41 protein-coding genes are annotated in these 22,872 nt (G+C 61.1%); all 41 read left to right on the top strand.

Annotated features, from left to right (window positions below; genetic code table 11):
• Positions 1-325: elongation factor Tu (tuf, locus tag GX181_08180; protein NLM71918.1), on the top strand; the 325-nt coding region annotated here is incomplete at its 5' end.
• Positions 326-346: 21 nt separating this feature from the next.
• On the top strand, positions 347-652 hold the full coding sequence (rpsJ, locus tag GX181_08185; protein NLM71919.1) for a 30S ribosomal protein S10: 306 nt from the start codon (positions 347-349) through the stop codon (positions 650-652).
• 34 nt (positions 653-686) lie between these two features.
• A complete protein-coding gene (gene rplC, locus GX181_08190) occupies positions 687-1,313 on the top strand; it encodes a 50S ribosomal protein L3 (protein ID NLM71920.1) in 627 nt (208 codons plus the stop codon).
• A gap of 28 nt (positions 1,314-1,341) precedes the next feature.
• The gene (rplD, locus tag GX181_08195; GenBank protein NLM71921.1) at positions 1,342-1,965 is read left to right on the top strand and encodes a 50S ribosomal protein L4; all 624 of its coding nucleotides are present in this window, start codon (positions 1,342-1,344) and stop codon (positions 1,963-1,965) included.
• The gene (gene rplW / locus GX181_08200; GenBank protein NLM71922.1) at positions 1,962-2,258 is read left to right on the top strand and encodes a 50S ribosomal protein L23; all 297 of its coding nucleotides are present in this window, start codon (positions 1,962-1,964) and stop codon (positions 2,256-2,258) included. The genes rplD and rplW overlap by 4 nt, the downstream gene beginning before the upstream one ends.
• Positions 2,259-2,276: 18 nt before the next feature.
• The gene (gene rplB, locus GX181_08205) at positions 2,277-3,104 is read left to right on the top strand and encodes a 50S ribosomal protein L2 (GenBank protein ID NLM71923.1); all 828 of its coding nucleotides are present in this window, start codon (positions 2,277-2,279) and stop codon (positions 3,102-3,104) included.
• Between the two features lie 13 nt (positions 3,105-3,117).
• Positions 3,118-3,399, top strand: coding sequence for a 30S ribosomal protein S19 (gene rpsS / locus GX181_08210; protein NLM71924.1), 282 nt, complete (start codon positions 3,118-3,120; stop codon positions 3,397-3,399).
• A 12-nt stretch (positions 3,400-3,411) separates the two neighbouring features.
• Positions 3,412-3,744, top strand: a complete 333-nt coding sequence (rplV, locus tag GX181_08215) for a 50S ribosomal protein L22 (protein ID NLM71925.1) — start codon at positions 3,412-3,414, stop codon at positions 3,742-3,744.
• A 13-nt stretch (positions 3,745-3,757) separates the two neighbouring features.
• Positions 3,758-4,465, top strand: a complete 708-nt coding sequence (rpsC, locus tag GX181_08220) for a 30S ribosomal protein S3 (protein NLM71926.1) — start codon at positions 3,758-3,760, stop codon at positions 4,463-4,465.
• Positions 4,466-4,471: 6 nt separating this feature from the next.
• Positions 4,472-4,894 (top strand): 50S ribosomal protein L16, encoded by a 423-nt coding sequence (gene rplP / locus GX181_08225; protein ID NLM71927.1) that lies wholly within the window; start codon positions 4,472-4,474, stop codon positions 4,892-4,894.
• Between the two features lie 2 nt (positions 4,895-4,896).
• Positions 4,897-5,112 (top strand): 50S ribosomal protein L29, encoded by a 216-nt coding sequence (gene rpmC, locus GX181_08230; protein ID NLM71928.1) that lies wholly within the window; start codon positions 4,897-4,899, stop codon positions 5,110-5,112.
• 5 nt (positions 5,113-5,117) lie between these two features.
• Positions 5,118-5,414, top strand: a complete 297-nt coding sequence (rpsQ, locus tag GX181_08235; protein NLM71929.1) for a 30S ribosomal protein S17 — start codon at positions 5,118-5,120, stop codon at positions 5,412-5,414.
• 3 nt (positions 5,415-5,417) lie between these two features.
• Positions 5,418-5,786 carry a 50S ribosomal protein L14 gene (gene rplN, locus GX181_08240; GenBank protein NLM71930.1) on the top strand — a complete coding sequence of 123 codons (369 nt, stop codon included), beginning with the start codon at positions 5,418-5,420 and terminating at the stop codon, positions 5,784-5,786.
• A gap of 25 nt (positions 5,787-5,811) precedes the next feature.
• Positions 5,812-6,129, top strand: a complete 318-nt coding sequence (locus tag GX181_08245; protein NLM71931.1) for a 50S ribosomal protein L24 — start codon at positions 5,812-5,814, stop codon at positions 6,127-6,129.
• A 13-nt stretch (positions 6,130-6,142) separates the two neighbouring features.
• Positions 6,143-6,685, top strand: coding sequence for a 50S ribosomal protein L5 (gene rplE, locus GX181_08250; protein NLM71932.1), 543 nt, complete (start codon positions 6,143-6,145; stop codon positions 6,683-6,685).
• A 15-nt stretch (positions 6,686-6,700) separates the two neighbouring features.
• Positions 6,701-6,886 (top strand): type Z 30S ribosomal protein S14, encoded by a 186-nt coding sequence (locus GX181_08255; protein NLM71933.1) that lies wholly within the window; start codon positions 6,701-6,703, stop codon positions 6,884-6,886.
• Between the two features lie 28 nt (positions 6,887-6,914).
• Positions 6,915-7,319 carry a 30S ribosomal protein S8 gene (rpsH, locus tag GX181_08260; GenBank protein ID NLM71934.1) on the top strand — a complete coding sequence of 135 codons (405 nt, stop codon included), beginning with the start codon at positions 6,915-6,917 and terminating at the stop codon, positions 7,317-7,319.
• A 16-nt stretch (positions 7,320-7,335) separates the two neighbouring features.
• Complete coding sequence (gene rplF, locus GX181_08265) at positions 7,336-7,875, top strand: 50S ribosomal protein L6 (GenBank protein ID NLM71935.1); 540 nt, start codon at positions 7,336-7,338, stop codon at positions 7,873-7,875.
• A 16-nt stretch (positions 7,876-7,891) separates the two neighbouring features.
• Positions 7,892-8,257 carry a 50S ribosomal protein L18 gene (locus GX181_08270; GenBank protein NLM71936.1) on the top strand — a complete coding sequence of 122 codons (366 nt, stop codon included), beginning with the start codon at positions 7,892-7,894 and terminating at the stop codon, positions 8,255-8,257.
• 19 nt (positions 8,258-8,276) lie between these two features.
• Positions 8,277-8,786 carry a 30S ribosomal protein S5 gene (gene rpsE, locus GX181_08275; protein ID NLM71937.1) on the top strand — a complete coding sequence of 170 codons (510 nt, stop codon included), beginning with the start codon at positions 8,277-8,279 and terminating at the stop codon, positions 8,784-8,786.
• An 11-nt stretch (positions 8,787-8,797) separates the two neighbouring features.
• Complete coding sequence (rpmD, locus tag GX181_08280) at positions 8,798-8,983, top strand: 50S ribosomal protein L30 (GenBank protein NLM71938.1); 186 nt, start codon at positions 8,798-8,800, stop codon at positions 8,981-8,983.
• A gap of 12 nt (positions 8,984-8,995) precedes the next feature.
• The gene (rplO, locus tag GX181_08285; protein NLM71939.1) at positions 8,996-9,442 is read left to right on the top strand and encodes a 50S ribosomal protein L15; all 447 of its coding nucleotides are present in this window, start codon (positions 8,996-8,998) and stop codon (positions 9,440-9,442) included.
• Positions 9,443-10,735, top strand: a complete 1,293-nt coding sequence (secY, locus tag GX181_08290) for a preprotein translocase subunit SecY (protein ID NLM71940.1) — start codon at positions 9,443-9,445, stop codon at positions 10,733-10,735.
• A 13-nt stretch (positions 10,736-10,748) separates the two neighbouring features.
• Positions 10,749-11,405: an adenylate kinase gene (locus GX181_08295; GenBank protein ID NLM71941.1), complete on the top strand. Its 657-nt coding sequence runs from the start codon at positions 10,749-10,751 to the stop codon at positions 11,403-11,405.
• Positions 11,402-12,178, top strand: coding sequence for a type I methionyl aminopeptidase (gene map / locus GX181_08300; protein NLM71942.1), 777 nt, complete (start codon positions 11,402-11,404; stop codon positions 12,176-12,178). Before GX181_08295 ends, map begins: the two co-directional genes overlap by 4 nt.
• Before the next feature lie 20 nt (positions 12,179-12,198).
• Entirely contained in the window at positions 12,199-12,573 is a 375-nt protein-coding gene (locus GX181_08305; GenBank protein ID NLM71943.1) for a hypothetical protein, read from the top strand.
• A complete protein-coding gene (gene infA, locus GX181_08310; protein ID NLM71944.1) occupies positions 12,549-12,770 on the top strand; it encodes a translation initiation factor IF-1 in 222 nt (73 codons plus the stop codon). The genes GX181_08305 and infA overlap by 25 nt, the downstream gene beginning before the upstream one ends.
• 109 nt (positions 12,771-12,879) lie before the next feature.
• Positions 12,880-13,005, top strand: coding sequence for a 50S ribosomal protein L36 (rpmJ, locus tag GX181_08315; GenBank protein ID NLM71945.1), 126 nt, complete (start codon positions 12,880-12,882; stop codon positions 13,003-13,005).
• Positions 13,006-13,010: 5 nt separating this feature from the next.
• Entirely contained in the window at positions 13,011-13,388 is a 378-nt protein-coding gene (gene rpsM, locus GX181_08320; protein NLM71946.1) for a 30S ribosomal protein S13, read from the top strand.
• Positions 13,389-13,420: 32 nt separating this feature from the next.
• Positions 13,421-13,813: a 30S ribosomal protein S11 gene (gene rpsK, locus GX181_08325; GenBank protein NLM71947.1), complete on the top strand. Its 393-nt coding sequence runs from the start codon at positions 13,421-13,423 to the stop codon at positions 13,811-13,813.
• A gap of 32 nt (positions 13,814-13,845) precedes the next feature.
• Entirely contained in the window at positions 13,846-14,478 is a 633-nt protein-coding gene (rpsD, locus tag GX181_08330; GenBank protein ID NLM71948.1) for a 30S ribosomal protein S4, read from the top strand.
• Between the two features lie 23 nt (positions 14,479-14,501).
• Entirely contained in the window at positions 14,502-15,566 is a 1,065-nt protein-coding gene (locus tag GX181_08335) for a DNA-directed RNA polymerase subunit alpha (protein ID NLM71949.1), read from the top strand.
• Positions 15,567-15,570: 4 nt separating this feature from the next.
• The gene (rplQ, locus tag GX181_08340) at positions 15,571-15,924 is read left to right on the top strand and encodes a 50S ribosomal protein L17 (GenBank protein ID NLM71950.1); all 354 of its coding nucleotides are present in this window, start codon (positions 15,571-15,573) and stop codon (positions 15,922-15,924) included.
• Positions 15,925-15,937: 13 nt separating this feature from the next.
• Complete coding sequence (locus GX181_08345) at positions 15,938-16,789, top strand: ATP-binding cassette domain-containing protein (GenBank protein ID NLM71951.1); 852 nt, start codon at positions 15,938-15,940, stop codon at positions 16,787-16,789.
• On the top strand, positions 16,780-17,649 hold the full coding sequence (locus tag GX181_08350) for an energy-coupling factor transporter ATPase (protein NLM71952.1): 870 nt from the start codon (positions 16,780-16,782) through the stop codon (positions 17,647-17,649). The genes GX181_08345 and GX181_08350 overlap by 10 nt, the downstream gene beginning before the upstream one ends.
• Positions 17,646-18,458 carry an energy-coupling factor transporter transmembrane protein EcfT gene (locus tag GX181_08355; protein NLM71953.1) on the top strand — a complete coding sequence of 271 codons (813 nt, stop codon included), beginning with the start codon at positions 17,646-17,648 and terminating at the stop codon, positions 18,456-18,458. The genes GX181_08350 and GX181_08355 overlap by 4 nt, the downstream gene beginning before the upstream one ends.
• Positions 18,455-19,243, top strand: a complete 789-nt coding sequence (truA, locus tag GX181_08360; GenBank protein NLM71954.1) for a tRNA pseudouridine(38-40) synthase TruA — start codon at positions 18,455-18,457, stop codon at positions 19,241-19,243. Before GX181_08355 ends, truA begins: the two co-directional genes overlap by 4 nt.
• A gap of 54 nt (positions 19,244-19,297) precedes the next feature.
• On the top strand, positions 19,298-20,344 hold the full coding sequence (locus GX181_08365; GenBank protein NLM71955.1) for a rod shape-determining protein: 1,047 nt from the start codon (positions 19,298-19,300) through the stop codon (positions 20,342-20,344).
• Positions 20,345-20,399: 55 nt separating this feature from the next.
• Positions 20,400-21,209, top strand: coding sequence for a flagellar hook-basal body protein (locus GX181_08370; protein ID NLM71956.1), 810 nt, complete (start codon positions 20,400-20,402; stop codon positions 21,207-21,209).
• 17 nt (positions 21,210-21,226) lie between these two features.
• Complete coding sequence (flgG, locus tag GX181_08375; GenBank protein NLM71957.1) at positions 21,227-22,015, top strand: flagellar basal-body rod protein FlgG; 789 nt, start codon at positions 21,227-21,229, stop codon at positions 22,013-22,015.
• Positions 22,016-22,022: 7 nt separating this feature from the next.
• Positions 22,023-22,872 (top strand): flagellar basal body P-ring formation protein FlgA (flgA, locus tag GX181_08380; protein NLM71958.1); only part of this gene is annotated, 850 nt, incomplete at its 3' end.

Here is a 22,872-nt window from a genome sequence, read left to right on the forward strand (position 1 = left end):
CGAGCGCGGTCAGGTATTGGCCAAGCCCAACTCCACCCAGTCCCACACCAGGTTCAAGGCGGAGGTCTACGTGTTGAAGAAGGAGGAGGGCGGTCGTCACACCCCGTTCTTCGCCGGCTACAAGCCTCAGTTCTACTTCCGTACGACGGACGTCACGGGTGGTATCAAGCTTCCCGAGGGAGTCGAGATGGTGCTTCCGGGCGACAACGCCACCTTCGAGGTCGAGCTGATAGTTCCGATCGCCATGGACCAGGGTCTCAGGTTCGCGGTTCGCGAGGGCGGCCACACGGTCGGCGCGGGCGTCGTCACCGAGATTATAGAGTAGCCCCTGAAGGGGGAGATGGAATTGGCAAAAAAAATCCGCATCCGTTTGAAGGCGTTCGATCACAGGGTGCTCGACAACTCCGCGTCTCAGATAGCCGAGACGGCTGACAGGAGCGGCGCGAAGGTGTCCGGCCCGATACCCCTTCCCACGGAGATAAACAAGGTGACTATTCTGAAGTCCCCTCACAAGGACAAGGACGCGCGGGAGCAGTTCGAGACGCGCACACATAAGCGCCTGATCGACATAATCAATCCGACGCAGAAGACGATGGACGCGCTTATGCAGCTGAACCTTCCTTCTGGAGTGGATATCCAGATCAAACTGTAGGGGAAGCTCTGAGCTGAAAGGAGTTGGAAGTGCAGTGAGCATAGGAATTCTGGGTAAAAAGCTTGGCATGACCCAGATTTACAACGAGAACGGACAGGCGGTTCCCGTCACGATAATTCAGGCCGGCCCGTGCCCGGTGGTGGATATTAAGACACCGGACAGGGACGGTTACAGCGCCCTCGTCCTCGGCTTCGGCGATCAGAATCCGAGGAGGCTCAACAGGTCGAAGAGCGGCCTGTTCGAGAAGGCCGGGATCGAGCCCAAGAGGACCCTGCGTGAGTTCAGAGTGGATTCGCTCGACGAGTATTCGATCGGCCAGGAGATAAACGTCACCCTCTTCGAGGAGGGCGAGATAGTTGACGTCTCCGGTATCAGCAAGGGCAAGGGCTTTGCAGGAGTTATGAAGAGGCACGGTTACGGAGGTTCCCATGCGAGCCACGGTGCATCCCTGGTGCACAGGCACGCGGGCTCCATCGGCGCCAGCGCCTACCCCGGCAAGGTCTTCAAGGGCAAGAAGATGGCCGGCAGAATGGGCAACGAGAAGGTCACGGTTAAGAACCTCATGGTCGTTGCCGTGGACTCCGACAATAACCTCATTCTTGTCAAGGGCGCGGTGCCGGGAGCTAGGAACGGCCTGCTCACCCTTCTCAAGAAGGGCTAGTCGGTCGATAAGGAGGCCGGATACAATTATGCCTACCATAAAACTGGTCAACTTCCAGGGAGAGACTGTGGGAGAGGTTCAGCTGTCCGACAGCGTCTTCGCGATACCAGTGCACATCCCGGCGATGCACCAGGTGGTGGTCGCCCAGCTCGCCAATGCGAGACAGGGAACTCACTCCACCAAGATGCGCGGCGAGGTCCGGGGCGGCGGAAGAAAGCCCTGGAGACAGAAGAAGACCGGGCGAGCACGTCACGGTAGCAGGCGCTCCCCGCTCTGGAAGGGCGGCGGAGTTGCGCACGCGCCCAAGCCAAGGGACTACAGTCAGAAGGTCAACAAGAAGGTGAGGCGACTCGCGATAAAGAGCGCCCTCTCCCTGAAGGTCAGGGACGACCTGATGACACTGGTGGACTCTTTCGATCTCGACAGGCCCTCGACCAGGGGGATGATCGAGTTCTTCGACGCGGTGAACGCCCGGAAGCCGCTGATCGTGCTTCCCGAGGGGAACGAGACGGTCGTCAAGTCCGCTCGCAACGTCCCGGGCGCCAAGGTGATAAACGTAAGGAACATCAACGTATACGACCTGCTCAACGCCGGAACCCTGATAACCACGCCGGAGGTCGTATCCAGGCTCGAGGAGGTGTATGCCGGATGAACCTCGTTGCTCACGATATAATAATAAGGCCGATAATCACCGAGAAGAGCAGCGGCCTCATGGAGCTGAACAAGTACACCTTCGAGGTTCACAGGTCGGTGAACAAGATCCAGGTTCGCAAGGCGGTCGAGGAGGTCTTCAAGGTCAAGGTGACGGGCGTTCATATCATCAACGTCCGCGCCAAGCCGAAGAGGATGGGGGTCTTCGTAGGGAGGACCCGCTCCTGGAAAAAAGCGATAGTCAGCCTTGCTCCCGGAGAGCGCATCGAGTTCTTCGAAGGCGCGAGCGTTTAGCGGAAGGAGAAAGAAGCAATGGCTATCAAGAAATTCAAGCCCTACACTCCTGGTCGCAGGTTCATGGCCATAGAGAAGAAGGACGATCTCTCGAAGAAGGATCCGGAGCGCTCCCTTCTGTCGCCCATCAAGAAGTCGGGGGGCAGGAACAACCGCGGCAGGATCACGATGCGCCACAGGGGCGGCGGGGCGAAAAGGCGCTACAGGATAATAGACTTCAAGAGAAACAAGCTCTCCGTCCCGGGAGTCGTAGCGGCGATCGAGTACGATCCCAACAGGAACGCCAGGATTGCCCTGATCAACTACGTGGACGGCGATAAGCGCTATATCATAGCGCCGAAGGGCATATCCGTCGGCGACACGATAACCGCCGGTCCCGAGGCCGACATCAGGCCCGGCAACGCGTTGAAGCTGAAGGACATACCCGTCGGTACGACCATCCACAATATAGAGCTCATACCCGGAAGGGGAGCTCAACTCGTGAGGGCGGCGGGTACGTCGGCCCAGCTGATGGCCAAGGAGGGCAAGTATGCCTTCATCCGCATGCCGAGCGGGGAGCTGCGCCTGATCCTGCAGGAGTGCATGAGCACCATAGGGCAGGTCGGCAACGAGGACTACGAGAGCATCACCTTCGGGAAGGCCGGCAAGACCCGCTGGCACGGAAGACGCCCCAAGGTGCGCGGCGTGGTCATGAACCCCGTCGACCACCCTCTCGGTGGCGGCGAGGGCAGGAGCAAGTCGAACAAACACCCGGTATCCCCGTGGGGAACTCCCGCGAAGGGGTACCGCACCAGGAAGAAGAAGCCGTCCGACAAGATGATCGTGCGGCGTCGGTACGAAAAGTAAGGAGGGACACTGGATGGCTCGTTCCAGGAAGAAGGGGCCGTATGTGGATCAGAAGCTGCTCCGCAGGATAGAGGACATGAACGAAGGAGCGCCTAAGAGGGTCATGAAGACCTGGTCCCGCAGATCGACGATCGTCCCGGCCATGATAGGCCACACGATCGCGGTCCACAACGGACGAATCCACATCCCCATCTACATAAGCGAAAATATGGTCGGACACAAGCTCGGAGAGTTCTCCCCAACCCGCAAGTTCGGTGGACATGCGGGGCAGGAGCGCTCCTCGAGGGTGAGGTAGGGGGTAGTGGCGATGGAAGCAAAAGCCGTTGCCCGGCAGGTGAGGATATCACCGGACAAGGTGCGCCGCGTGCTGACCCTGATCCGCGGGAAGGACGTCGGAGAGGCGATGAACACCCTCCGATACAGCCCGCAGAAGGCCGCGAAGATAATAGGCAAGGTGCTGCAGAGCGCGGTTGCCAACGCGGAGCACAACTACGGCATGGATACGGACAGGCTGCGCATTGTGGCAGCGATGGCGGACCAGGGTCCGGTGATGAAGCGTTTTCGCCCGGTCTCCATGGGAAGGGCTCACCCCTACCGCCACCGTACGAGTCACGTGACTGTCATAGTCGCTGAACGGTAAGGAGGGGGAACTCATGGGACAGAAAGTTCACCCAATCGGTTTTAGGCTTGGAGTGGCCAGCGAGTGGGAGTCCAAGTGGTACGCGGGCGGCAAGGACTACGCCAAGAATATCCACGAGGACATCAAACTCCAGAAGTACATAGAGCAGAAGTGGAGTAACGCGGGAATATCCCGCATAGAGATTGAGAGAGTCGGGCATGTCATCCGCTTCACGATTTGGACCTCCCGGCCGGGTGTAGTCATAGGACGCGGCGGGCAGGAGATCCAGGCCATGAAGGACGAGCTCCAGGAGATGACCGGAGCGAAGATCATGATCAACGTCCAGGAGATCAAGAACCCGGACGTGGAGTCCAAGCTGGTCGCTGCGAGCGTCGCCTCGGCCCTCGAGAGAAGGGTCTCCTTCCGCCGGGCCATGAAGCAGTCGATCTTCCGTGCCATGAAGTCGGGAGCGAAGGGGATCAAGATCTCCTGTGCTGGACGCCTCGGAGGGGCGGAGATCGCCCGCACCGAGTGGTACAACGAGGGACAGCTGCCCCTATCGACGATCAGGGCGGACATCGACTACGGCTTCGCCGAGGCGAAGACCATGTATGGCATTATCGGAGTCAAGGTCTGGATCTTCCGCGACAGGGAGAACGAGCGCCCCATGCAGACCGGGAGACCGGGCAGGGGGCCGCGCCAGGACAGGTCCAGGCAGAGCCGCGGCTCCGGGAGGGGGTAGGTCGACATGTTGATGCCCTCGAGGATGAAGTACAGGAAGCCCTTCCGCAGGCCGCTGAAGGGCAAGGCAAAGGGAGGCACGTACGTCGCCTTCGGCGAGTACGGCTTGCAGTCCCTTGAATGCGCGTGGATCACCGCCCGCCAGATAGAGGCCACTCGCGTGGCCATCTCTCGAAAGATGAGGAAGGGCGGAAAGATTTGGATCCGCATCTTCCCCGACCATCCGTTCACCAAGAAACCTCTTGAGACGAGGATGGGCAAGGGAAAGGGCGCCACGGAGTTCTGGGTGGCGCCTGTGAAGCGGGGAAGGATAATGTTCGAGATCGCCGGAGTCCCCAGGGAGACAGTGGTAGAGGCGTTCCGCACCGCGTCTCACAAGCTTCCGGTAAAGGTGCGCCTTGTTGAGAGGGAAGGCTTTGGTGGTGAATGAAGATGGAGAGCAAGAATTTACGCGATCTCACAATCGACGAGCTGAACGAGAAGCATCGGCAGTACAAGGAAGAGCTGTTCAACCTCCGTTTTCAGAACGCGATAGGCCAGCTCAAGAACACAAACAGGATAAAGGATGTCCGAAAGACGATCGCGCGTGTGCTTACGATCGTGCGTGAGAAGCAGATGGCCGGCGATCTACCCGCCGGAAGGAGGTAGCCCCAATGGAAGAGCGGAAGCCTCACCGCAAGGTCCGCACCGGTACGGTCGTCAGCGACAGGATGGACAAGAGCGTGACGGTCAGGGTCGAGCGGTATGAAAAACACCCCCTCTACGGCAAGAGGATCAGAAGGGCGAAGAAGTACATGGCTCACGACGAGAAGAACGAGTGCAGGGTCGGCGACCTCGTGACCATAGGCGAGACCCGCCCTCTCAGCAAGAGAAAGTGCTGGGAGCTTCTTGAGATAGTGCGCAAGGCACCGGTCTTCGACGAAGTCACGGAGAGCGGCGGGGAGGCGTAGACGATGATCAGGTTTACGACTGTTCTTAACGTCGCGGACAACTCCGGCGCCAAGAAGCTGTTCTGCATCCAGGTCCTCGGGGGCAGCGGACGCAAGTACGCGTCTATCGGCGACCTCATCGTGGCATCGGTCAGGGAGGCCATCCCCAACAGCAACATCACCAAGGGGACGGTCGTCAGAGCCGTCATAGTCAGGACAAAAAAGGAGATCCGCCGTGTGGACGGCACCTACGTCCGTTTCGACGACAACGCCGCGGTGATCATCGACAACAACGGCGACCCCAAGGGCACCCGAATTTTCGGGCCAGTGGGCAGGGAGCTGAGGGCGAAAAAGTATATGAGGATCCTCTCCCTGGCCCCGGAAGTCGTCTGATGGAGGGTTTGGCATTATGAGCAAGATGAGGCTTAAAAAGGGCGACCGGGTAAAGGTCATCTCCGGCAAGGACGCGGGCAAGGAGGGTAAGATCCTTCGCTACATCCGCGCCAGGGACCTTCTGCTGATCGAGGGAGTGAACATGGTCTCGAAGCACGTCAAGCCGTCGCAGAAGGATCCGAGGTCCGGCATCGTCAAGCAGGAGGCGCCGATATATGCCTGCAAGGCCATGCTCGTCTGTCCTGCGTGCGGCGCGGCCACCCGCGTAGGCCGGGGCTTTCTTGAGAACGGCAAAAAAGTGCGCATTTGCAAGGCCTGCGGCGAGATCGTGGACCATGTGTAAGGAGGTAGCGTGAATGGCCCCCCGGCTGCAAGAAAAATTTAGAAACGATGTTTCGCCCAAGCTGGCGAAGGAGTTCGGGTACAAGAACACGATGCAGATTCCGCGCGTCAAGAAGATAGTCATCAACATCGGAGTGGGCGACGCGAAGCTTGACATCAAGTTCATGGACGCTGCGATGGCGGAGCTTGGCGCCATCACCGGTCAGCGTCCGTTGCTGAAGAGAGCGAAGAGATCCATCGCCGGATTCAAGCTGAGAGAGGGGATGCCCGTGGGATGCTCCGTGACCCTCAGAGGCGACCGCATGTGGGAGTTCCTCGACCGGCTCGTCACTCTGGCGCTCCCCGCGATAAAGGACTTCCAGGGAGTACCGCGCCGTGGATTCGATGGAAGGGGCAACTACAACCTGGGGCTCAGGGAGCAGCTCATCTTCCCCGAGATCAGCTACGACCAGGTCATCCGCACGCGGGGCATGAACGTCTCCATCGAGACGACGGCGAACACGGACGAGGAAGCCCAGGCGCTTCTGCGCGAGCTGGGATTCCCGTTCTCAAGATAGAAGGGGGAGACGAGAATGGCAAGAAAGGCAATCAGGCACAAGGCGACGCTGCCCCCGAAGTTCTCGGTGCGAAAGTACAACAGGTGTCCGCTGTGCGGCCGTGTCCACTCGTACATGAGGAGGTTCGACATGTGCCGCTGCTGCTTCCGAAAGCTCGCCCGCGAGGGGAAGATACCCGGCGTCGTCAAGTCGAGCTGGTAGAGCTTCGGACTGAAGGGGGAAAAAAGGAATGTACGTCAACGACCCTATAGCTGATATGCTCACGCGTGTTCGAAACGCGAACATGGTCTTCCATGAGAGCGTCGACGTGCCGTCGAGCAAGCTGAAGATGGAGATCGCCCGTATCCTGAAGGAGGCGGGCTACATAAAGAACTACAAGGTGATCAACGACCCGAAGAAGCCCTATGCCACGATACGGCTGTACCTCTCGTACGGCCCCAACCGCGAGAGGGTCATCCAGGGGCTGCGCCGCATCAGCAAGCCCGGCAGAAGGATCTACGTGGGTCACGCGGACCTGCCCAAGGTCATGGGCGGATTCGGCATCGCCGTGATATCGACGCCCAAGGGGCTGAAGACCGACTCCGAGGCCGGACAGCTGGGCCTCGGCGGCGAAGTCCTCTGCTACGTCTGGTAAGGAAGAGGTGGAGTAGATGTCTAGAATCGGACGAAGGGCCATACCTCTTCCATCCGGCGCCGTTGTGACGGTCGAGGACGGAGTGATCGTCGCGAAGGGCCCGAAGGGGCGCCTTCAGACGCCAATGGTGCCCGGAATCGACCTGGCCGTAGAGGACGGCGTCGTCAAGGTATCGAGGCTCGACGACGAGAAGCAGACGAAGGCCTTTCACGGCATGATCAGGGCCCTCGTAGCCAACATGGTCACCGGCGTGAGCACCGGCTTCAAGAGAAACCTCGAGATTGTCGGAGTAGGATACAGGGCGCAGATGCAGGGTAAGAAGCTGATCCTCAACCTGGGTTACTCAAACCCGGTGGAGTACGAGGCGCCCGAGGGCGTGGAGATCACCCTGGACGGGCCGACCAAGCTCTCCGTGCAAGGCATCGACAAGCAGGCGGTGGGACAGGTCTCGGCGATCATCCGAGGCTTCCGTCCTCCCGAGCCGTACCAGGGCAAGGGGATCCGCTACGCCGGCGAGCACATAATTCGCAAGGCCGGAAAGACCGGGGCGAAGTAATCCGAGGAGAATGAAGATGACAGTCAAGACAAGAAACGTTTTGCGAGAAATACGTCACGCCCGGCTTCGGAAAACCCTTTCCGGCACGGTGGAAATACCCAGGATGGCGGTCTTTCACAGCCTGAAGCACATATACGTGCAGTTCATCGACGACGAAAACGGACACACTCTTGCGTCCGCGTCCACCCTGGACCCGTCGATCCGCGGGAGCCTTCCCGGCACGTGCAACGTCGAGGCGGCGAAGATCGTAGGGAAGATAGCCGCGGAACGCGCCGTCGCGAAAGGCATAGACCAGGTCGTATTCGACAGGGGCGGGCACAAGTACCACGGAAAGGTCAAGGCCCTTGCGGAAGCGGCCCGCGAAGCCGGACTGAAGTTCTAACTGGGAGGCGCATGCGATGATTAAAAAGAAGCTGGACGCCAAGGGTATCGAGCTCACAGAGAGAGTCGTCTCGATAAACCGCGTGAGCAAGGTCGTAAAGGGCGGAAAGAGGTTCAGGTTCAGCGTGCTAGTCGTCGTCGGTGACGGCGATCGTTACGTCGGGATAGGAATGGGGAAGGCCAAGGAGATCTCCGAGGCCGTCCGCAAGGGCATTGAGAGGGCGGGGAGGGACCTGGTAGAGATCAAGATGATAGGCAACACCATCCCCCACCCCATAATAGGCAATTTCGGTGCGGCCAAGGTTCTTCTGAAGCCCGCGTCCCCCGGAACAGGCGTCATCGCCGGGGGCGTCGTCCGCGCCATCATGGAGCTCGGCGGCGTAAAGGACGTGGTCAGCAAGGTAATAGGGCGCACCACCAACCCGGTGAACATCGCCCGCGCCACCATGCAGGCGATCGACGAGATGCGGCTGCCCGAGGAGATACTGCGACTCAGGGGCAAGAAGTCCTTCGAAGTCGCCGCGGATTAGGAGGGGCGGCAATGGCAAAGGTTCGTATCACCTGGAAGAGGAGCGCCATCCGCAGGCCGGCAAAGCAGGGACGCATAGTCCGAGCCCTCGGCCTTAGAAAGCTCAATCAGACGGTGGAGCACGAGAGGACGCCTCAGATAATGGGAATGGTGAACAAGGTTCGCCACCTGGTAGAGTGCGTCGAAGTAGAGGATTAGGAGGAGAACGCCATGGGTTTGCACGAACTGCGCCCCGCCCCCGGGGCGAGGACGAAGCGTAAGCGCCTCGGAAAGGGCATGGCGAGCGGAAGCGGCAAGACCTCCGGCAAGGGGCACAAGGGACAGAAGTCCAGAAGCGGACGTAAAGTGCGCCCGGGTTTTGAAGGCGGACAGATGCCGCTCATCAGGCGGGTGCCAAAGAGAGGCTTCAGCAACGCCCGCTTCGCCAAGGTCTACCAGGTTGTAAACGTCGGGGAGATCGCCAACCGCTTCCAGCCCGGTGCCGTCGTCGGGTTCGAGGAGATGTACGAGGCCAGGCTGGTCCGCAAGACCCGCCTTCCCGTAAAAATCCTCGCCGACGGCGAAATAGGCGGAGCGTTCACGATAAAGGCCGACGCCTTCAGCGCGGAGGCCAGGGCCAAGATAGAGGCTGCGGGTGGGAAGGTAGAGGTGGTCTAGGTGCTTGACTCCTTCAAGGATGCATTCAGGCTTCCGGACCTAAAAAGAAGAATCCTCTTCTCGATGGGAGTGCTCCTGATCTTCAGGCTGGGGGCTCACGTCCCCACTCCCGGTATAGACGCACAGGCCATGGCTGCCCTGTTCGACCAGGGAGGCGTGCTGGGCTTCCTCGACATATTCGCGGGCGGGGCGCTGAGGAGGTTCAGCGTGTTCGCCCTGGGCGTCGCCCCCTACATCAACTCGAGCATAGTCATGCAGCTGCTGGTCGTGATCTTCCCCACCCTCGAGAAGATGCAGAAGGAGGGGGAGGACGGGCGAAGGAAGATAGTCCAGTGGACCAGGCTCGCGGCCGTGGGATTCGCGCTTGTGCAGGCCGTCGGCATGACCTTCTGGCTTCGCGGGCTCGGCATATTCAGCGGCCAGCTGCTGGAGGGGGCTATAGTCGTCTCCACCGTGACATGCGGGGCGATAGTCGTCATGTGGCTCGGTGAGGAGATCTCCGACCACGGCATCGGAAACGGCATCTCGCTGCTCATCTTCGCGGGAATAGTCGCCAGGGTGCCGGAGGCAATAATCCAGAGCTGGAGCATGATCCGCCTGGGCGAGATGAACCTGCTTATACTGCTCCTTGCGCTCGTGCTCATGGTCGGAGTCGTCGCTGGCTGCATAATGCTCCAGGAGGGCCAGAGGCGGCTGCCGGTGCAGTACGCCAAGCGAGTCGTCGGCAACAAGGTCTACGGCGGACAGAGCACTTTCATACCGTTGAAGGTGAACCAGGCGGGGGTCATCCCCATCATCTTCGCATCGTCGGTGCTGCTCTTTCCATATTCGATAGCCAGGTTCTTCTCCGGCGACATAGCGCTCTTTTTCCAGAGGATCTTCGGCCCGGGCAGCTTCGTCTACACTATCTTCTACGTGGTGCTGATAATCTTCTTCTCGTACTTCTACACGGCGGTCGTATTCAACCCGGCCGACATCGCGAACAACATGAAGAAGTACGGCGGATTCATCCTGGGCATACGCCCGGGCAAGCCCACGGCGGACTTCATCGAGAGGGTAATGAGCCGCATCACCCTGGCCGGGGCGGTATTCCTGGCCTTCGTCGCTCTGGTCCCGAACCTCATGACCTCCTTCCTCGGGATAACGAGCTTCTACTTCGGCGGCACGGCCGTGCTGATAGTGGTCGGAGTCGCGCTCGACACGGTCCACCAGATAGAGGCGCAGCTGCTGATGCGCCACTACGAGGGCATCCTGAAGCGCAAGGACAAGGCCGGCGGCCTTCTACGGTTCTAGGGGAAGCATGAAAATGAGGATAATTCTTCTGGGTTCGCCCGGAGCGGGCAAGGGGACGCTGGCGGAGGACATAGTGAAAAAACACCCGGTGGCGCATATCTCCACCGGGGACATATTCAGAGAGAACGTGAAGAAGGAGACTCCCCTGGGAGTGAAAGCCCGGGCCTACATGGATTCGGGCGGACTGGTCCCCGACGAGCTAGTGCTGGCGATGATGGAGAACCGCCTGCTCGAGCCCGACTGCGCGAAGGGCTTTATACTGGACGGCTTCCCACGGACCATCCCCCAGGCCGAGGCCCTGGATGCGAAACTTGCGGAGCTCGGATTGAAGCTTGACGGCGCGGTTCTTCTCGACATAGACGACGATACAGTCATACGTCGCCTGTCGGGCCGCAGGGTGTGCCGCAAGTGCGGCGCGATATACAACCTCTTCTTCAGGCCCTCCTCCAAGGGCGATATCTGCGAAAGGTGCGGGGGAGAGCTCTACCAGAGGGACGACGACAGGGAGGAGGTCGTCCGCAACAGGCTCAAGGTCTACTACGAACAGACCGCGCCGCTGGTAGAGCACTACGAGAAAAAGGGATCGCTGCGACGCATAAGGGCGGAGCGCGAGGGAAGAAGCGAGACGCTCCTGGAGGAGCTCGAACGCTCTATGGGCGTCTCACGATGATCTCCTTGAAAACGGATCGAGAGATACGCCTTATGAGGAAGGCGGGCAGGATCGTGGCCGATGTGCTCGACATGATATCGGACATGATACGCCCCGGCCTCTCCACTGGCGAGATCGACTCCGCCGCCGAGAGCCTGATAAAGAGGTCCGGCGGACTCCCGGCCTTCAAGGGGTACAGGGTCCCGACCATAAAAAGGCCCTTTCCCAGTGCCGTCTGCGCCTCGATCAACTCCGAGATAGTGCACGGCATCCCGAGCCGGGAACGACTGCTCCAGGAGGGCGATATCATCAGCATAGATGTAGGCGCCTGCTATTCCGGGTACTACGGAGACGCGGCCTACACATACCCGGTGGGCAGTGTGAGCCCCGAGAGGCGAAACCTGCTCTCGGTGACCAAGCAGAGCCTGGAGGACGCGATACTTGCGGCCCGTGCGGGCAACACCCTCGGCGACGTCGGACACGCGGTGGAAAAGCGAGTCGCCCCGCACGGCTACGGAATAGTTCGCGACTACTCCGGGCACGGCATCGGAAAGAGGCTGCACGAGCCCCCGCAGATACCCAACTACGGCGAGCCGGGCAGGGGCATAACCCTCGTGGCCGGGATGACTCTCGCCATAGAGCCTATGGTGATGGCCGGGGCGGAGGAAGTGTTCACGGGAAGAGATCAGTGGGTGGTAAAAACAGCGGACGGCTCCGACGCTGCTCATTTTGAAAAGTCGATCCTCGTTCAGGATGGGGATCCGGAGATACTGACGCCGTGGGTATGCGCCTGAAAGAGCCTTCGATCGGCGGGATGTGGAAAGTTGGTCAAGTAGTCATCTCTCTAAAGGGAAAGGACACCGGACGGTGGTACGTGGTCGTCGGCTCGCAGGAGTCGGCCAAGGAGGAGAGGGTTCTTGTAGCGGATGGAAGCAGGTACACGGTTGCAAGGCCGAAGCCAAAGAACCCGGCGCACCTTCAGCGCACACGATGGGTCCTTGACGAAATTGAAAGAAGCATCCTGTCGAAGGGAAGGTTCGACGCAGGTAGATTTCAGGCTCTTCTCACGGGGCTTGAAAAAGAGAACAGTTCAGGGGAGCCGGTCGTGAGCGCTTGTGCAAATACGATGCCCGGCACCTCCTCCGAGGAGGTTGAGGAGATCGCATGTCGAATAAAGGCGAAGTCATAGAAGTTCGGGGAAAGGTCGTAGAACCTCTGCCAAACGCGATGTTCAGGGTCGAGCTTGACAACGGTCACAGGATCCTGGCCCACGTGTCGGGAAAGATGCGCCTTCACTTCATACGCATCCTTCCGGGCGACAGGGTCTTGGTCTCGATATCCGCGTACGACCTCTCGCGGGGCAGGATCATCTATAGATACAAATAGAGTGTTTTATTATCGTTGGATCTCCTGTATAATGATCGGCTTGGAGAAATGGCGAAACGCCGAGGTTCTCCAGGTGCGTTTTTAGTTATTTTCGAGGAGCGTGGATTCGATGAAGGTCAAACCATCGGTCAAGCCGATGTGCGAGTACTGCCGGGTCATCCGGCGCAAGGGCGTCGTCCGGATTATCTGCAGCAGAAATCCGCGACACAAACAGAGACAGGGTAAGAGGAGGTAGCGAGCATGGCCCGTATAGCCGGAGTGGACATCCCCCGCGAGAAGCGGGTGGAGATCGCTCTCACCTACATATTTGGAATAGGCCTCACCTCTTCCAAGAAGATCCTTGCGGCCACCGGTGTCAATCCTGACACCAGGGTGAAGGATCTCACCGAGGAGGAGTCGCAGAAGCTGCGCAAGGAGATCGAGGAGCACTACAAGGTCGAGGGAGACCTTCGCAGAGAGGTCTCCATGAACATAAAGCGCCTGATGGACATAGGCTGCTACAGGGGCCAGCGTCACAAGCAGGGCCTCCCGGTCCGCGGCCAGAGGACCAAGACCAACGCGCGCACTCGCAAGGGGCCGCGCCGCACGGTCGCGGGCAAGAAGATGGCTACGAAGTAGCCTTCAGGATTATGACGAGGAGGCTGAAATAAGTGGCCAAGAGAACAGTCCGCAGGGGCAGGAAGAGAGAAAGAAAGAACATCAGCTACGGCGTCGCGCACATCTACTCCACCTTCAACAACACGATAGTGTGCGTGAGCGACAAGGGGGGCAACGTGCTTGCCTGGGCGTCCGGCGGAAACGTCGGCTTCAAGGGCACAAGGAAGTCCACCCCGTTCGCGGCGCAGATAGCCGCCACCCAGGTCGCCAAGGCCGTTCAGGAGCACGGCGTTCAGGAGATCGACGTGGTCGTCAAGGGACCGGGACCGGGAAGGGAGTCGGCGATAAGATCGCTGCAGGCCGCCGGACTGCAGGTCAACATGATCAAGGACTCGACGCCGGTGCCCCACAACGGGTGCCGCCCGCCCAAGCGCCGCAGAGTCTAGCGGGCTTAAGGTCAAGGAGGGATATTTTACTCATGAGCAGATACATAGGGCCTTCATGCCGTCTGTGCAAGGCGGAGGGTACAAAGCTCTTCCTCAAGGGAGATCGTTGCTACACGGCCAAGTGCGCCATTGTAAAGAAGGAGGGCGCCACGGTCAGGGGAAGGAGAGGCCGTCCTCGCTCCAAGATCAGCGAGTACGGAATACGCCTGCGCGAGAAGCAGAAGCTCCGCCGTTTCTACGGCATGACCGAGACCCAGTTCAAGCGGTTCTTCACCGTCGCGAACAAGCAGAAGGGGCAGACGGGACACAACTTCCTCGCTCTTCTCGAGCGCAGGCTGGACAACGTCGTCTACCGCCTGGGCTTAGGCAACAGCAGGAAACAGGCCAGGCAGCTGGTCCTTCACGGTCACTTCAGAGTGAACGGCAGGCGGGTAGACATACCGAGCTTCCTCGTGGACGTCGGCGATGTCGTCGCCGTCATGGAGAATAGCCGCGACATAGCCCTGATCAAGGAGAACGCCGAGGTGGCCGGTGCCAAGAAGGTGCCCGACTGGCTTGAACTGAACGCAGAAAAAATCGAAGGGAAGGTTATCTCTCTACCTGCTCGCGAGCAGATAGACGCGCCTGTGACCGAACAGCTGGTCGTAGAGTTCTATGCCAGATAGTGGCGTGAAAGGTGTTGGAAGCCTTGGAAAACTTGAGGCCTGAGATCAGTTTCGAGGAGAGCGGCCCCACATTCGCCAGGGTTCACATGGAGCCGCTGGAGAGGGGCTACGGGGCGACCCTCGGAAACGCCATGAGGCGGGTCCTTCTCTCCTCCATCAGGGGCGCGGCCATCACGTCCGTGCGCATCGACGGAGTGCTCCACGAGTTCAGCACCCTGCCGGGCGTCCTGGAGGATGTGATCGAGATCCTGCTTAACCTCAAGCGCATCCCCATCCGCTCCTTCAGCAAGGAGGTCCGCATGCTGCGGCTCGAGAAGGAGGGGGCGGGGCTGGTCACGGCGAAGGATATTCAGCAGGACAGCGAGGTGGAGTTCATCAACCCCGATGCGCCCATATGCACCCTTGAGGAGGGCGCATCCTTCTCCATGGACATATACGTGGAGCAGGGCGCTGGGTACGCGTCGATGGAGCGCCCTCGCCCGGCCTACCTGCCGGTCGACGCTCTGTTGGTGGACGCCGTCTTCTCCCCTGTGCTCAAGGTGAACTACAACGTCGAGGCCGCGCGCGTGGGACAGAGGACCGACTACGAGCGCCTGGTGCTCGAGATATGGACGAACGGCGTCCATCACCCGGACAACACCCTCTGCGAAGCGTCCAGGATACTGAAGTCGTACTTCGGTGGCATCGTGGAGGACATAGAGAAGCTCAACCCCGAGGAGGCGGACGACCAGGGGGCCGCGGCCGAGGACGGAGAGCAGGAGGCCGCCCCCGAGACGACCCCGGACGAGGACGACGTTATGTCGCGCCCGGTGAAGGACCTGGGCCTCTCCATGAGGAGCGAGAACTGCCTGCTCCGCGGAGGCATTCACACGGTCGGCGAGCTCATGGGCAAGACCCGCGAGGAGCTGCTGAAGATCCGCAACCTCGGGAAAATATCGCTCAAGGAGATCGAGGAGAAGAAGGAAAAGCTCCTGAACGACATAGCCAGGCAGAGGGGAGAACCGCTCCCCTACGAAGAGGCCGAGGGCGAACCGCCCAAGGAAGAGACAAAGCGAAAAAAAGGCGAAGAAGAATCAAAGGAGGAGTAATTCCATGAGACACCGTATGGACAGCCGAACCCTTGGCCGTTACGGCAGCCATAGAATGGCCATGTTGTCGAACATGGCGGCATGCCTGTTCCTCGAGGAGAGCATCACCACCACCCACATCCGGGCCAAGGAGCTCAGCAGGTTCGCCGAGCGCCTCATCACGAGGGCCAAGGGCGGCACGGTCCACGACCGTAGGTTGGTGCGCAAGAAGATGCACCACAAGGAGGCCGCCATAAAACTTTTCGAGGACATCGCGAAAAGGTACGAGAACAGGCCGGGCGGCTACACCCGAATAGTCAAGATCGGCCCCCGCGTTGGAGACAGCTCGGAGATGGCCGTCATATCGCTGGTGGATTGAAGAACCCGGCTTAATGAAAAACGGCGTAAGGAAGGTCTGCGAACTCCGGGACGTCACCTACATTTACCCCCCCGGGGCATCAGGACAAGCCTCGGGGCGACCGGCTCTCTCCGGAGTGACCCTCCAGGTGCGCGAGGGCGAGTGGCTCGCCCTCATAGGCAGCAACGGATCCGGCAAGTCCACCCTGGCCAAACATCTGAACGCCCTGCTCGTACCGACGCAGGGCGATTGTACTGTGTTCGGCATGTCCACCAAGGACCCGAACAACGTGTACGCTATACGAAGCTCCGTGGCCATGGTCTTTCAGAACCCGGACAACCAGATAGTCGGATCAGTGGTGGAGGAGGACGCAGCGTTCGGCCCGGAGAACCAGGGCCTGCCTCCCGAACAGATAGAAAAGCGGGTGGAGAACGCGCTGCTCTCCGCCGGCCTGCTGGCGAAGCGCAGGATGCCCACGTACACCCTCTCCGGAGGCGAGAAACAGCGGTTGGCGGTGGCGGGGGCGCTCGCCATGGACTGCCCCTGCCTGGTGCTGGACGAGCCTACCGCGATGCTCGACCCCCAGGGGCGAAGCGAGCTCCTGGCGATACTGCGCTCCCTTCATGAAGGGGGGAAGACCATTGTCTCCATCACTCACAGGCTCGAGGAGATCCTCTACTGCGACTGGACGGTCGTCCTCGTCGAGGGGCGCATCGCATGGGAGGGCACTGTCCCGGACCTTCTGCGCCGCAGCGATTCCTTCAGGGAGTGGGGGCTCGACGTCCCCCCGCTCATGGCCCTGTGGAGGGCCCTCGGGTCCGAGACGACGCTCGACCTGCCGGAGACGCCGACCCTCGAAGGGATGACGGCGGTGCTATGTCGATAAGAGTCGAGGAGCTATCTCACACCTACCATCCCGGTACCCCGCTGGAGGTGCTGGCCCTGGACAGGGTCTCGATGGATTGCGGGCGAGGCGAGTGGATTTCCGTGGTTGGACACACCGGCAGCGGCAAGTCCACGCTCGCCCAGCACCTCAACGGCATACTCTACCCGGAGGCGGGAAAGGTCTCGGTCGACGGCATAGACGTCGTGGAGAAGAGCAAGAGGATGTGCGAGGTCAGGCGGGCGGTGGGGCTGGTCTTCCAGTACCCGGAGCAGCAGCTCTTCGCCGAGGACGTCCTGGAGGAGCTCATGTTCGCCCCTCTTAACTGGGGCTTCCCCGATGAGAAATCGGCCGAGCTCGCGTCCTCCTCCCTCGCCCTTGTCGGGCTCGACGACAGCTACCTGAAAAGGAGCCCCTTCCATCTCTCCGGGGGAGAGAGGAGAAAGGTCGCCATCGCGTCGGTGCTGGCGGGAGAGCCATCCTACCTCGTCCTCGACGAGCCGACCGCCGGGCTGGACTCATGGTCGCGGAGGGAGCTGGTCGCGCTGCTGTGCAGGCTGAGGCGAGGCGGCATGGGCATAGTCCTTGTCACCCACGACCTTGACATAGCCCTCCAGTACAGCGACTCCATGGTGGTGCTCGACAGGGGGCGCTGCGCCGCCAGGGGCACCCCGGAGGCCGTGATGGAGTTCCTCAGGTGGAATCCGGTCCCCGGCCTCCGCTTGCCGGAGATAGCGGCGCTCTCCGCCAGGCTTCGCGAGGCAGATCCGTCCGCCCCGCTCACGTCAGACTGGAAGACCCTGAAAAAGTGGATCGTGAAGAACGAGAGGCGCAGATCGTCCGCAAGGGAGGCCGAGGCATGAAATTCCTGAACCACCTGACATTCGGACAGTACGTCCCCGCCGACTCCCCTGTGCATCGCCTCGACCCGAGGTGCAAGATTTTGGCTGTGCTGCTGGTGCTGACCGGGGTCTTCATGGCCCGCCACTCGCTCGTCTTCGCCGTATGGGGCGTCCTGCTCCTGCTCCTTGCCCGCCAGTCCCGCCTTCCCATACGACTGGTCCTGAACTCCGCCAAGCCGGTGCTAATACTCGTTGTCTTCACGGCCCTGATACACATCTTCTTCACGGACGGAAAGGTGCTGCTCAAACTCTGGATAGTCACTATCACCCGGGAGGGGATAGTCGCAGCCGTCCAGATGGGTCTGCGCCTGCTGCTGCTAGTGCTCTTCGCATCCTTCCTGACCCTGACCACCAAGCCGATGGAGCTGGCCGACGGGCTGGAGCGCATCTTCTCCCCCTTCGCCCGCTTCGGCTTTCCCGCGCATGAGCTGGCGATGATGATGACCATCGCCCTGCGCTTCATCCCCACGCTGCTCGACGAGACCGACCGAATAATGAAGGCGCAGCTGGCGAGGGGCGCCTCGTTCGACCGGGGAGGAATATGGAAGCGTCTCAAGGCCTTCATCCCGGTGCTCATCCCGCTGTTCGTAATAGTCTTCCAGAGGGCGGAGGACCTTGCGACGGCGATGGAGGCAAGATGCTACAGGGGAGGGGAGGGACGCACCAGGATCCACCCCCTGAAGTGGGGGAGGGACGACACGGCGGGGGCGATCCTTGTCTCGGTGATAGTACTGCTTCTGGTCGTCGGGGAGAGGAGCCTCTATTCTTGAAGTACGCTGCCATAATCGGCTACAGGGGGACGGGCTTCTCCGGCTGGCAGAGGCAGGAGAGCGGAACGGGGATCCAGGAGAAGATAGAGGATGCTCTCGAGGCCGTCACGGGAAGAAAGACCGCTGTGACGGCTGCGGGCCGCACCGACGCGGGGGTGCACGCGCGCGGCCAGGCGGTCTCATTCGAGCTTGACAAAGAGTGGGCGCCGGACAGGCTTCTGCTGGCGGTAAACTACCACCTCCCGCAAGAGGTCGCATTCATGAGGGTCGCGCGAGCAGACGAGGGCTTCGATGCCCGCCGCTCCGCCCTGTGGCGCGAGTACCGCTACCTTATATGGCACGGAAACGCCATGCCTCCTCTTCTGAGGGGGTTTGCCTGGTGGAACAAGTTCCACTGGAACATGGAGGAGGCGAGAAAGGCCTGCGCGATGTTCGAGGGGGAGCACGACTTCGCCGCCTTCTGCAAGTCGTCCGAGCGTCCGGAGCGGACCAGGAGGGAGATCCTGAGGACATCCCTGCGGCACAGGCGAAACCTGACGATCTTCACCGTCCGCGGAGATGCTTTCATGACCAACATGGTCCGCATCATGGGCGGCAACCTCCAGGCCGTAGGCTACGGCAAGAAAGACCTCGCCTGGCTCTCCGGGCTTCTCTCCGGCCGCGACAGAAGCGAGTCGGCGGTCACCGCTCCGCCCGAAGGGCTCTACCTGTGGCGGGTCGGCTACGGGGAGGACGACCCGTTTCGCGGGGATGGTTCCCCTATCAGGACATACGGTATAAAATAGGCGATGAGCGGAGGCGTTGCGCCGCCTCTTCACAAATAAAAGGGGGAAGACGCCGTGTTTGGAACCGACATAGGCATCGATCTTGGGACAGCGACTGTCCTCATATACGAGAAGAACAGGGGTATAGTTCTTCGGGAGCCCTCCGTGGTCGCGGTGGATCTTGACTCGGGCAAGATACTCGCGGTCGGCTACGAGGCCAAGAACATGGTCGGAAGGACGCCGGGGAGCATCACATCGGTCCGTCCGCTGAAGGACGGGGTGATCGCCGACTACACCATGACAGAGGCCATGCTTCACCACTTCATGCGCCGGGTGCTCAGGGGCTTCAAGCGCTTCTTCCGCAACCGCGTCATGATATGCGTGCCCTCCGGCGCCACGGACGTCGAGAGGCGAGCCGTGCTGGAGGCCGCGGTGGAGGTGGGAGCCAAGGAGGCCTTCCTGATAGAGGAACCGATGGCCGCCGCCATAGGGGCCAACCTCGACGTGGAGGAGCCCCGCGGCAAGATGGTCGTCGACATAGGCGGTGGCACCACCGACATAGCCGTCATCTCTCTCGGAGGCATAGTCGTCTCCAAGTCCCTTCGCATAGGAGGCGACCGGCTGGACGAGGGGATAGTCCGCTACCTGCGCAAGCAGTACAACCTCGCGGTAGGGGAGCAGACGTCCGAGAACCTGAAGATAATGATCGGCACCTGCCTGCAGGAGGAGCCGGACACCAAGATGATCCTCAAGGGCAGGGACCTGGTCCAGGGCCTTCCGCGCCAGATAGAGGTCTCCAGCACCAACGTGTCCATGGCGATCGGAGAGATGGTCCAGTCGCTGATCGACGGAGTCAGAAATGTCCTTGAGCTAACGCCGCCGGAGCTTTCGGCCGATATAATTGACAGGGGGATAGTTCTGACCGGAGGAGGCGCCCTTCTGAGGGGCCTCTCCGAGCTGATCACCCGCCAGACCGGCATCAACTGCTTCACCGCCGACGACCCGATGGAGTGCGTCGCGCTCGGCACGGGCAGGGCCCTCGCCGAGATAGACAAGCTCCAGGCGTCGGGGAGAAGCGGGATACTCGTGAATCGAAGGAAGGGCCGGAAGAAAAAGTTCTAGCCGCCGGGACGCACAGCCTAATCAGCCCCGGTGGACCATCGAGGAGTGATGGATGATGCACCGGGGACTATACGCCGCCGCCTCGGCGATGATAACGCAGGAGAGCATGCACGACGTTGTTGCCAACAACCTCGCCAACGCGGCCACATCGGGCTTCCGCAAGAGGATTCCCGTCAACAAGTCGTTTCCCGAGGTCCTGATGGACAGGATAGAGAAGGTCTCGGAGGACGGCGAGATCAAGCTCGTCGGGCCTCCATTTCAGCTTGGCCTCAAGGGCAAGTTCACGATAGGCGACATCAGTCTCGCCGATGTCATCTCCGAGACCTGGATGAGCACCGAGATGGGCGCCATCCAGGTGACCGACAACCCGCTCGACGTCGCCATAGTCGGAGAGGGCTATTTCGCCGTGCAGGACGGCGCCGGCAACACCTACTACACCAGGTCGGGCCACTTTCAGAAGAACGACGAGGGCCAGCTGGTGACCGAGGACGGAATGCTGGTGCTGGGGGACGGCGGGCCCATCGAGGTCGGTGACGCGTCCCGATTCTCCATAACGGAGAACGGCAACGTTATGGCCGATGGCGCCCTGGTCGACATGCTGCAGGTGGTGGAGTTCGAGAACCCCACATACCTGAGGCAGGTGGGTCGCACCTCTCTTTCCGTCACGCCTCACTCGGGCGAGCCGGTTCCGATCGAGGAACCCCGCCTGGAGCCGGGGGCGCTGGAGATGTCCAACGTCAACGTGGTCGAGGAGATGGTAAGGATGGTGGAGGCGCACCGAGCGTACGAATCGGCGTCTAAAGTGCTCATGACTCACGACGAGATCACGGGCAAACTGATAACGTCCTACGGCAGGACGAGCTAGGCGGGAGGTATGACGAGATGCTGAGAGCCCTTTGGACTAGCGCGAGCGGCATGATCGCACAACAGACCAACCTTGACGTCACCACGAACAACCTGGCGAACGTCAACACGTCGGGCTTCAAGAAGAAGCGAGCCGACTTCGCGGACCTGCTCTACCAGATCAACAGGGAGCCGGGCGCCCCGGTCGAGCCGGCGTCGACCGTCCCCACGGGGGTGCAGGTCGGCTTGGGGGTCAGGGTCATCGGCACGCCCAGGATAATGAGCCAGGGGAACCTCCAGGTCACCGATCGCCCATTGGACGTGACGATAGAGGGGGACGGCTTCTTCCAGGTGCTGCTGCCCAACGGCGAGGTCGCCTACACCCGCGCGGGGAGCTGGAACCTGGACGGGGAGGGGCAGGTGGTCAACCCGGACGGACTGCTGATAGAGCCGGCCTTGATCGTCCCGGAGGACGCCATGGAGATAATAATCACCCCGGAGGGCATCGTCGCCGTCAGGATCGATGGCGAGGCCGAGCCGGAGGAGATAGGGCAGATAGAGCTGGCCAGGTTCATCAACCCGGGAGGCCTGCTCGCCATGGGCAAGAACCTCTTCCTGGAGACGGCCGCCAGCGGCGCGCCCATAGTGGGCAACCCGGGGGACGAGGGGCTCGGGCAGGTGCACCAGGGAATACTGGAGATGTCCAACGTCCAGGTGGTCGACGAGATGGTCGGCCTCATCATAGCCCAGAGGGCCTACGAGGCGAACTCCAAGGGAGTGCAGACGGCCGACGATCTCCTCCGGATAGCGAACGGAATCAAGAGGTAGAGCTTCGGTGCGGTTTTACTCGTCTTCAACGGGGCGGAGCGGCGGCGGGCCGTTCCGCTCCGCTCTCTTCAAGGTCCTGCTCCTGGTGCTCCTGCTCTGCCCGGGCGGGGCCATCGCCGAGGAGCTGGTCATAGAGACGGGCCAGGTCGCGGTCGTGTCCGGCGATCCATTTCCCCTGTCGGACGCGGCGCGAATTTCCGGCGACCCGGGGCTCGTAGAGCAGGCGGGCGCCATCCTGTTAGACCTCCCCCCGGACGGGGTGCTGACCAGGGACGAGCTCCTGCAGGCGCTGATCTCGGCCGGCATAGGCGGAGTCAGGCTCAGGCTGATAATGCCCCCGGAGCTGATCGTCTCGCTGGACGAGTCTCTCGAGGGGGCGATCAGGCGGCTGGCGGGCTGGCGGTGGGGACTGGAGGTGGAGCCCCTCGGCCCGGTCCCGTCCGGGCGGCTGGTCTCGCCCCTGTCGATACCCCCGGGGGCCGCGTCCGCCACGTTGCGCTTCCTGGACGACTTCGGCAACGAGCGAGCCATTGCGGTCAGGCTCCACTGGAGCAAGCCGGCCGTGGTGGCCCTCGTCCCGTTGGAGCGAGGAAGTGTGATAGGCGTGTCGGACGTCTCGGTCAGGGAGGTGCGGGTCACCCGATCGCAGCCGCTGGCCACGGAGCTGGACGAGGTGGTGGGCAGAAAGCTCGGCAGGAGCGTCCTGGCGGGGGAGCCCCTGCAGCTGAACCACCTGACCCAGCCCCCGATGATTCGCAGGGGCGACTCTGTTATAATAACAGTCAGAAAACCGGGGTTCATTGTGGAGGCCAGGGGAGAGGCCCTCGACGCTGGTGCCGAGGGAGATTCCATAAGAG

The sequence above is a fragment of the Synergistaceae bacterium genome, from assembly GCA_012521675.1.
In the GTDB taxonomy this organism is placed as follows: domain Bacteria; phylum Synergistota; class Synergistia; order Synergistales; family Aminobacteriaceae; genus JAAYLU01.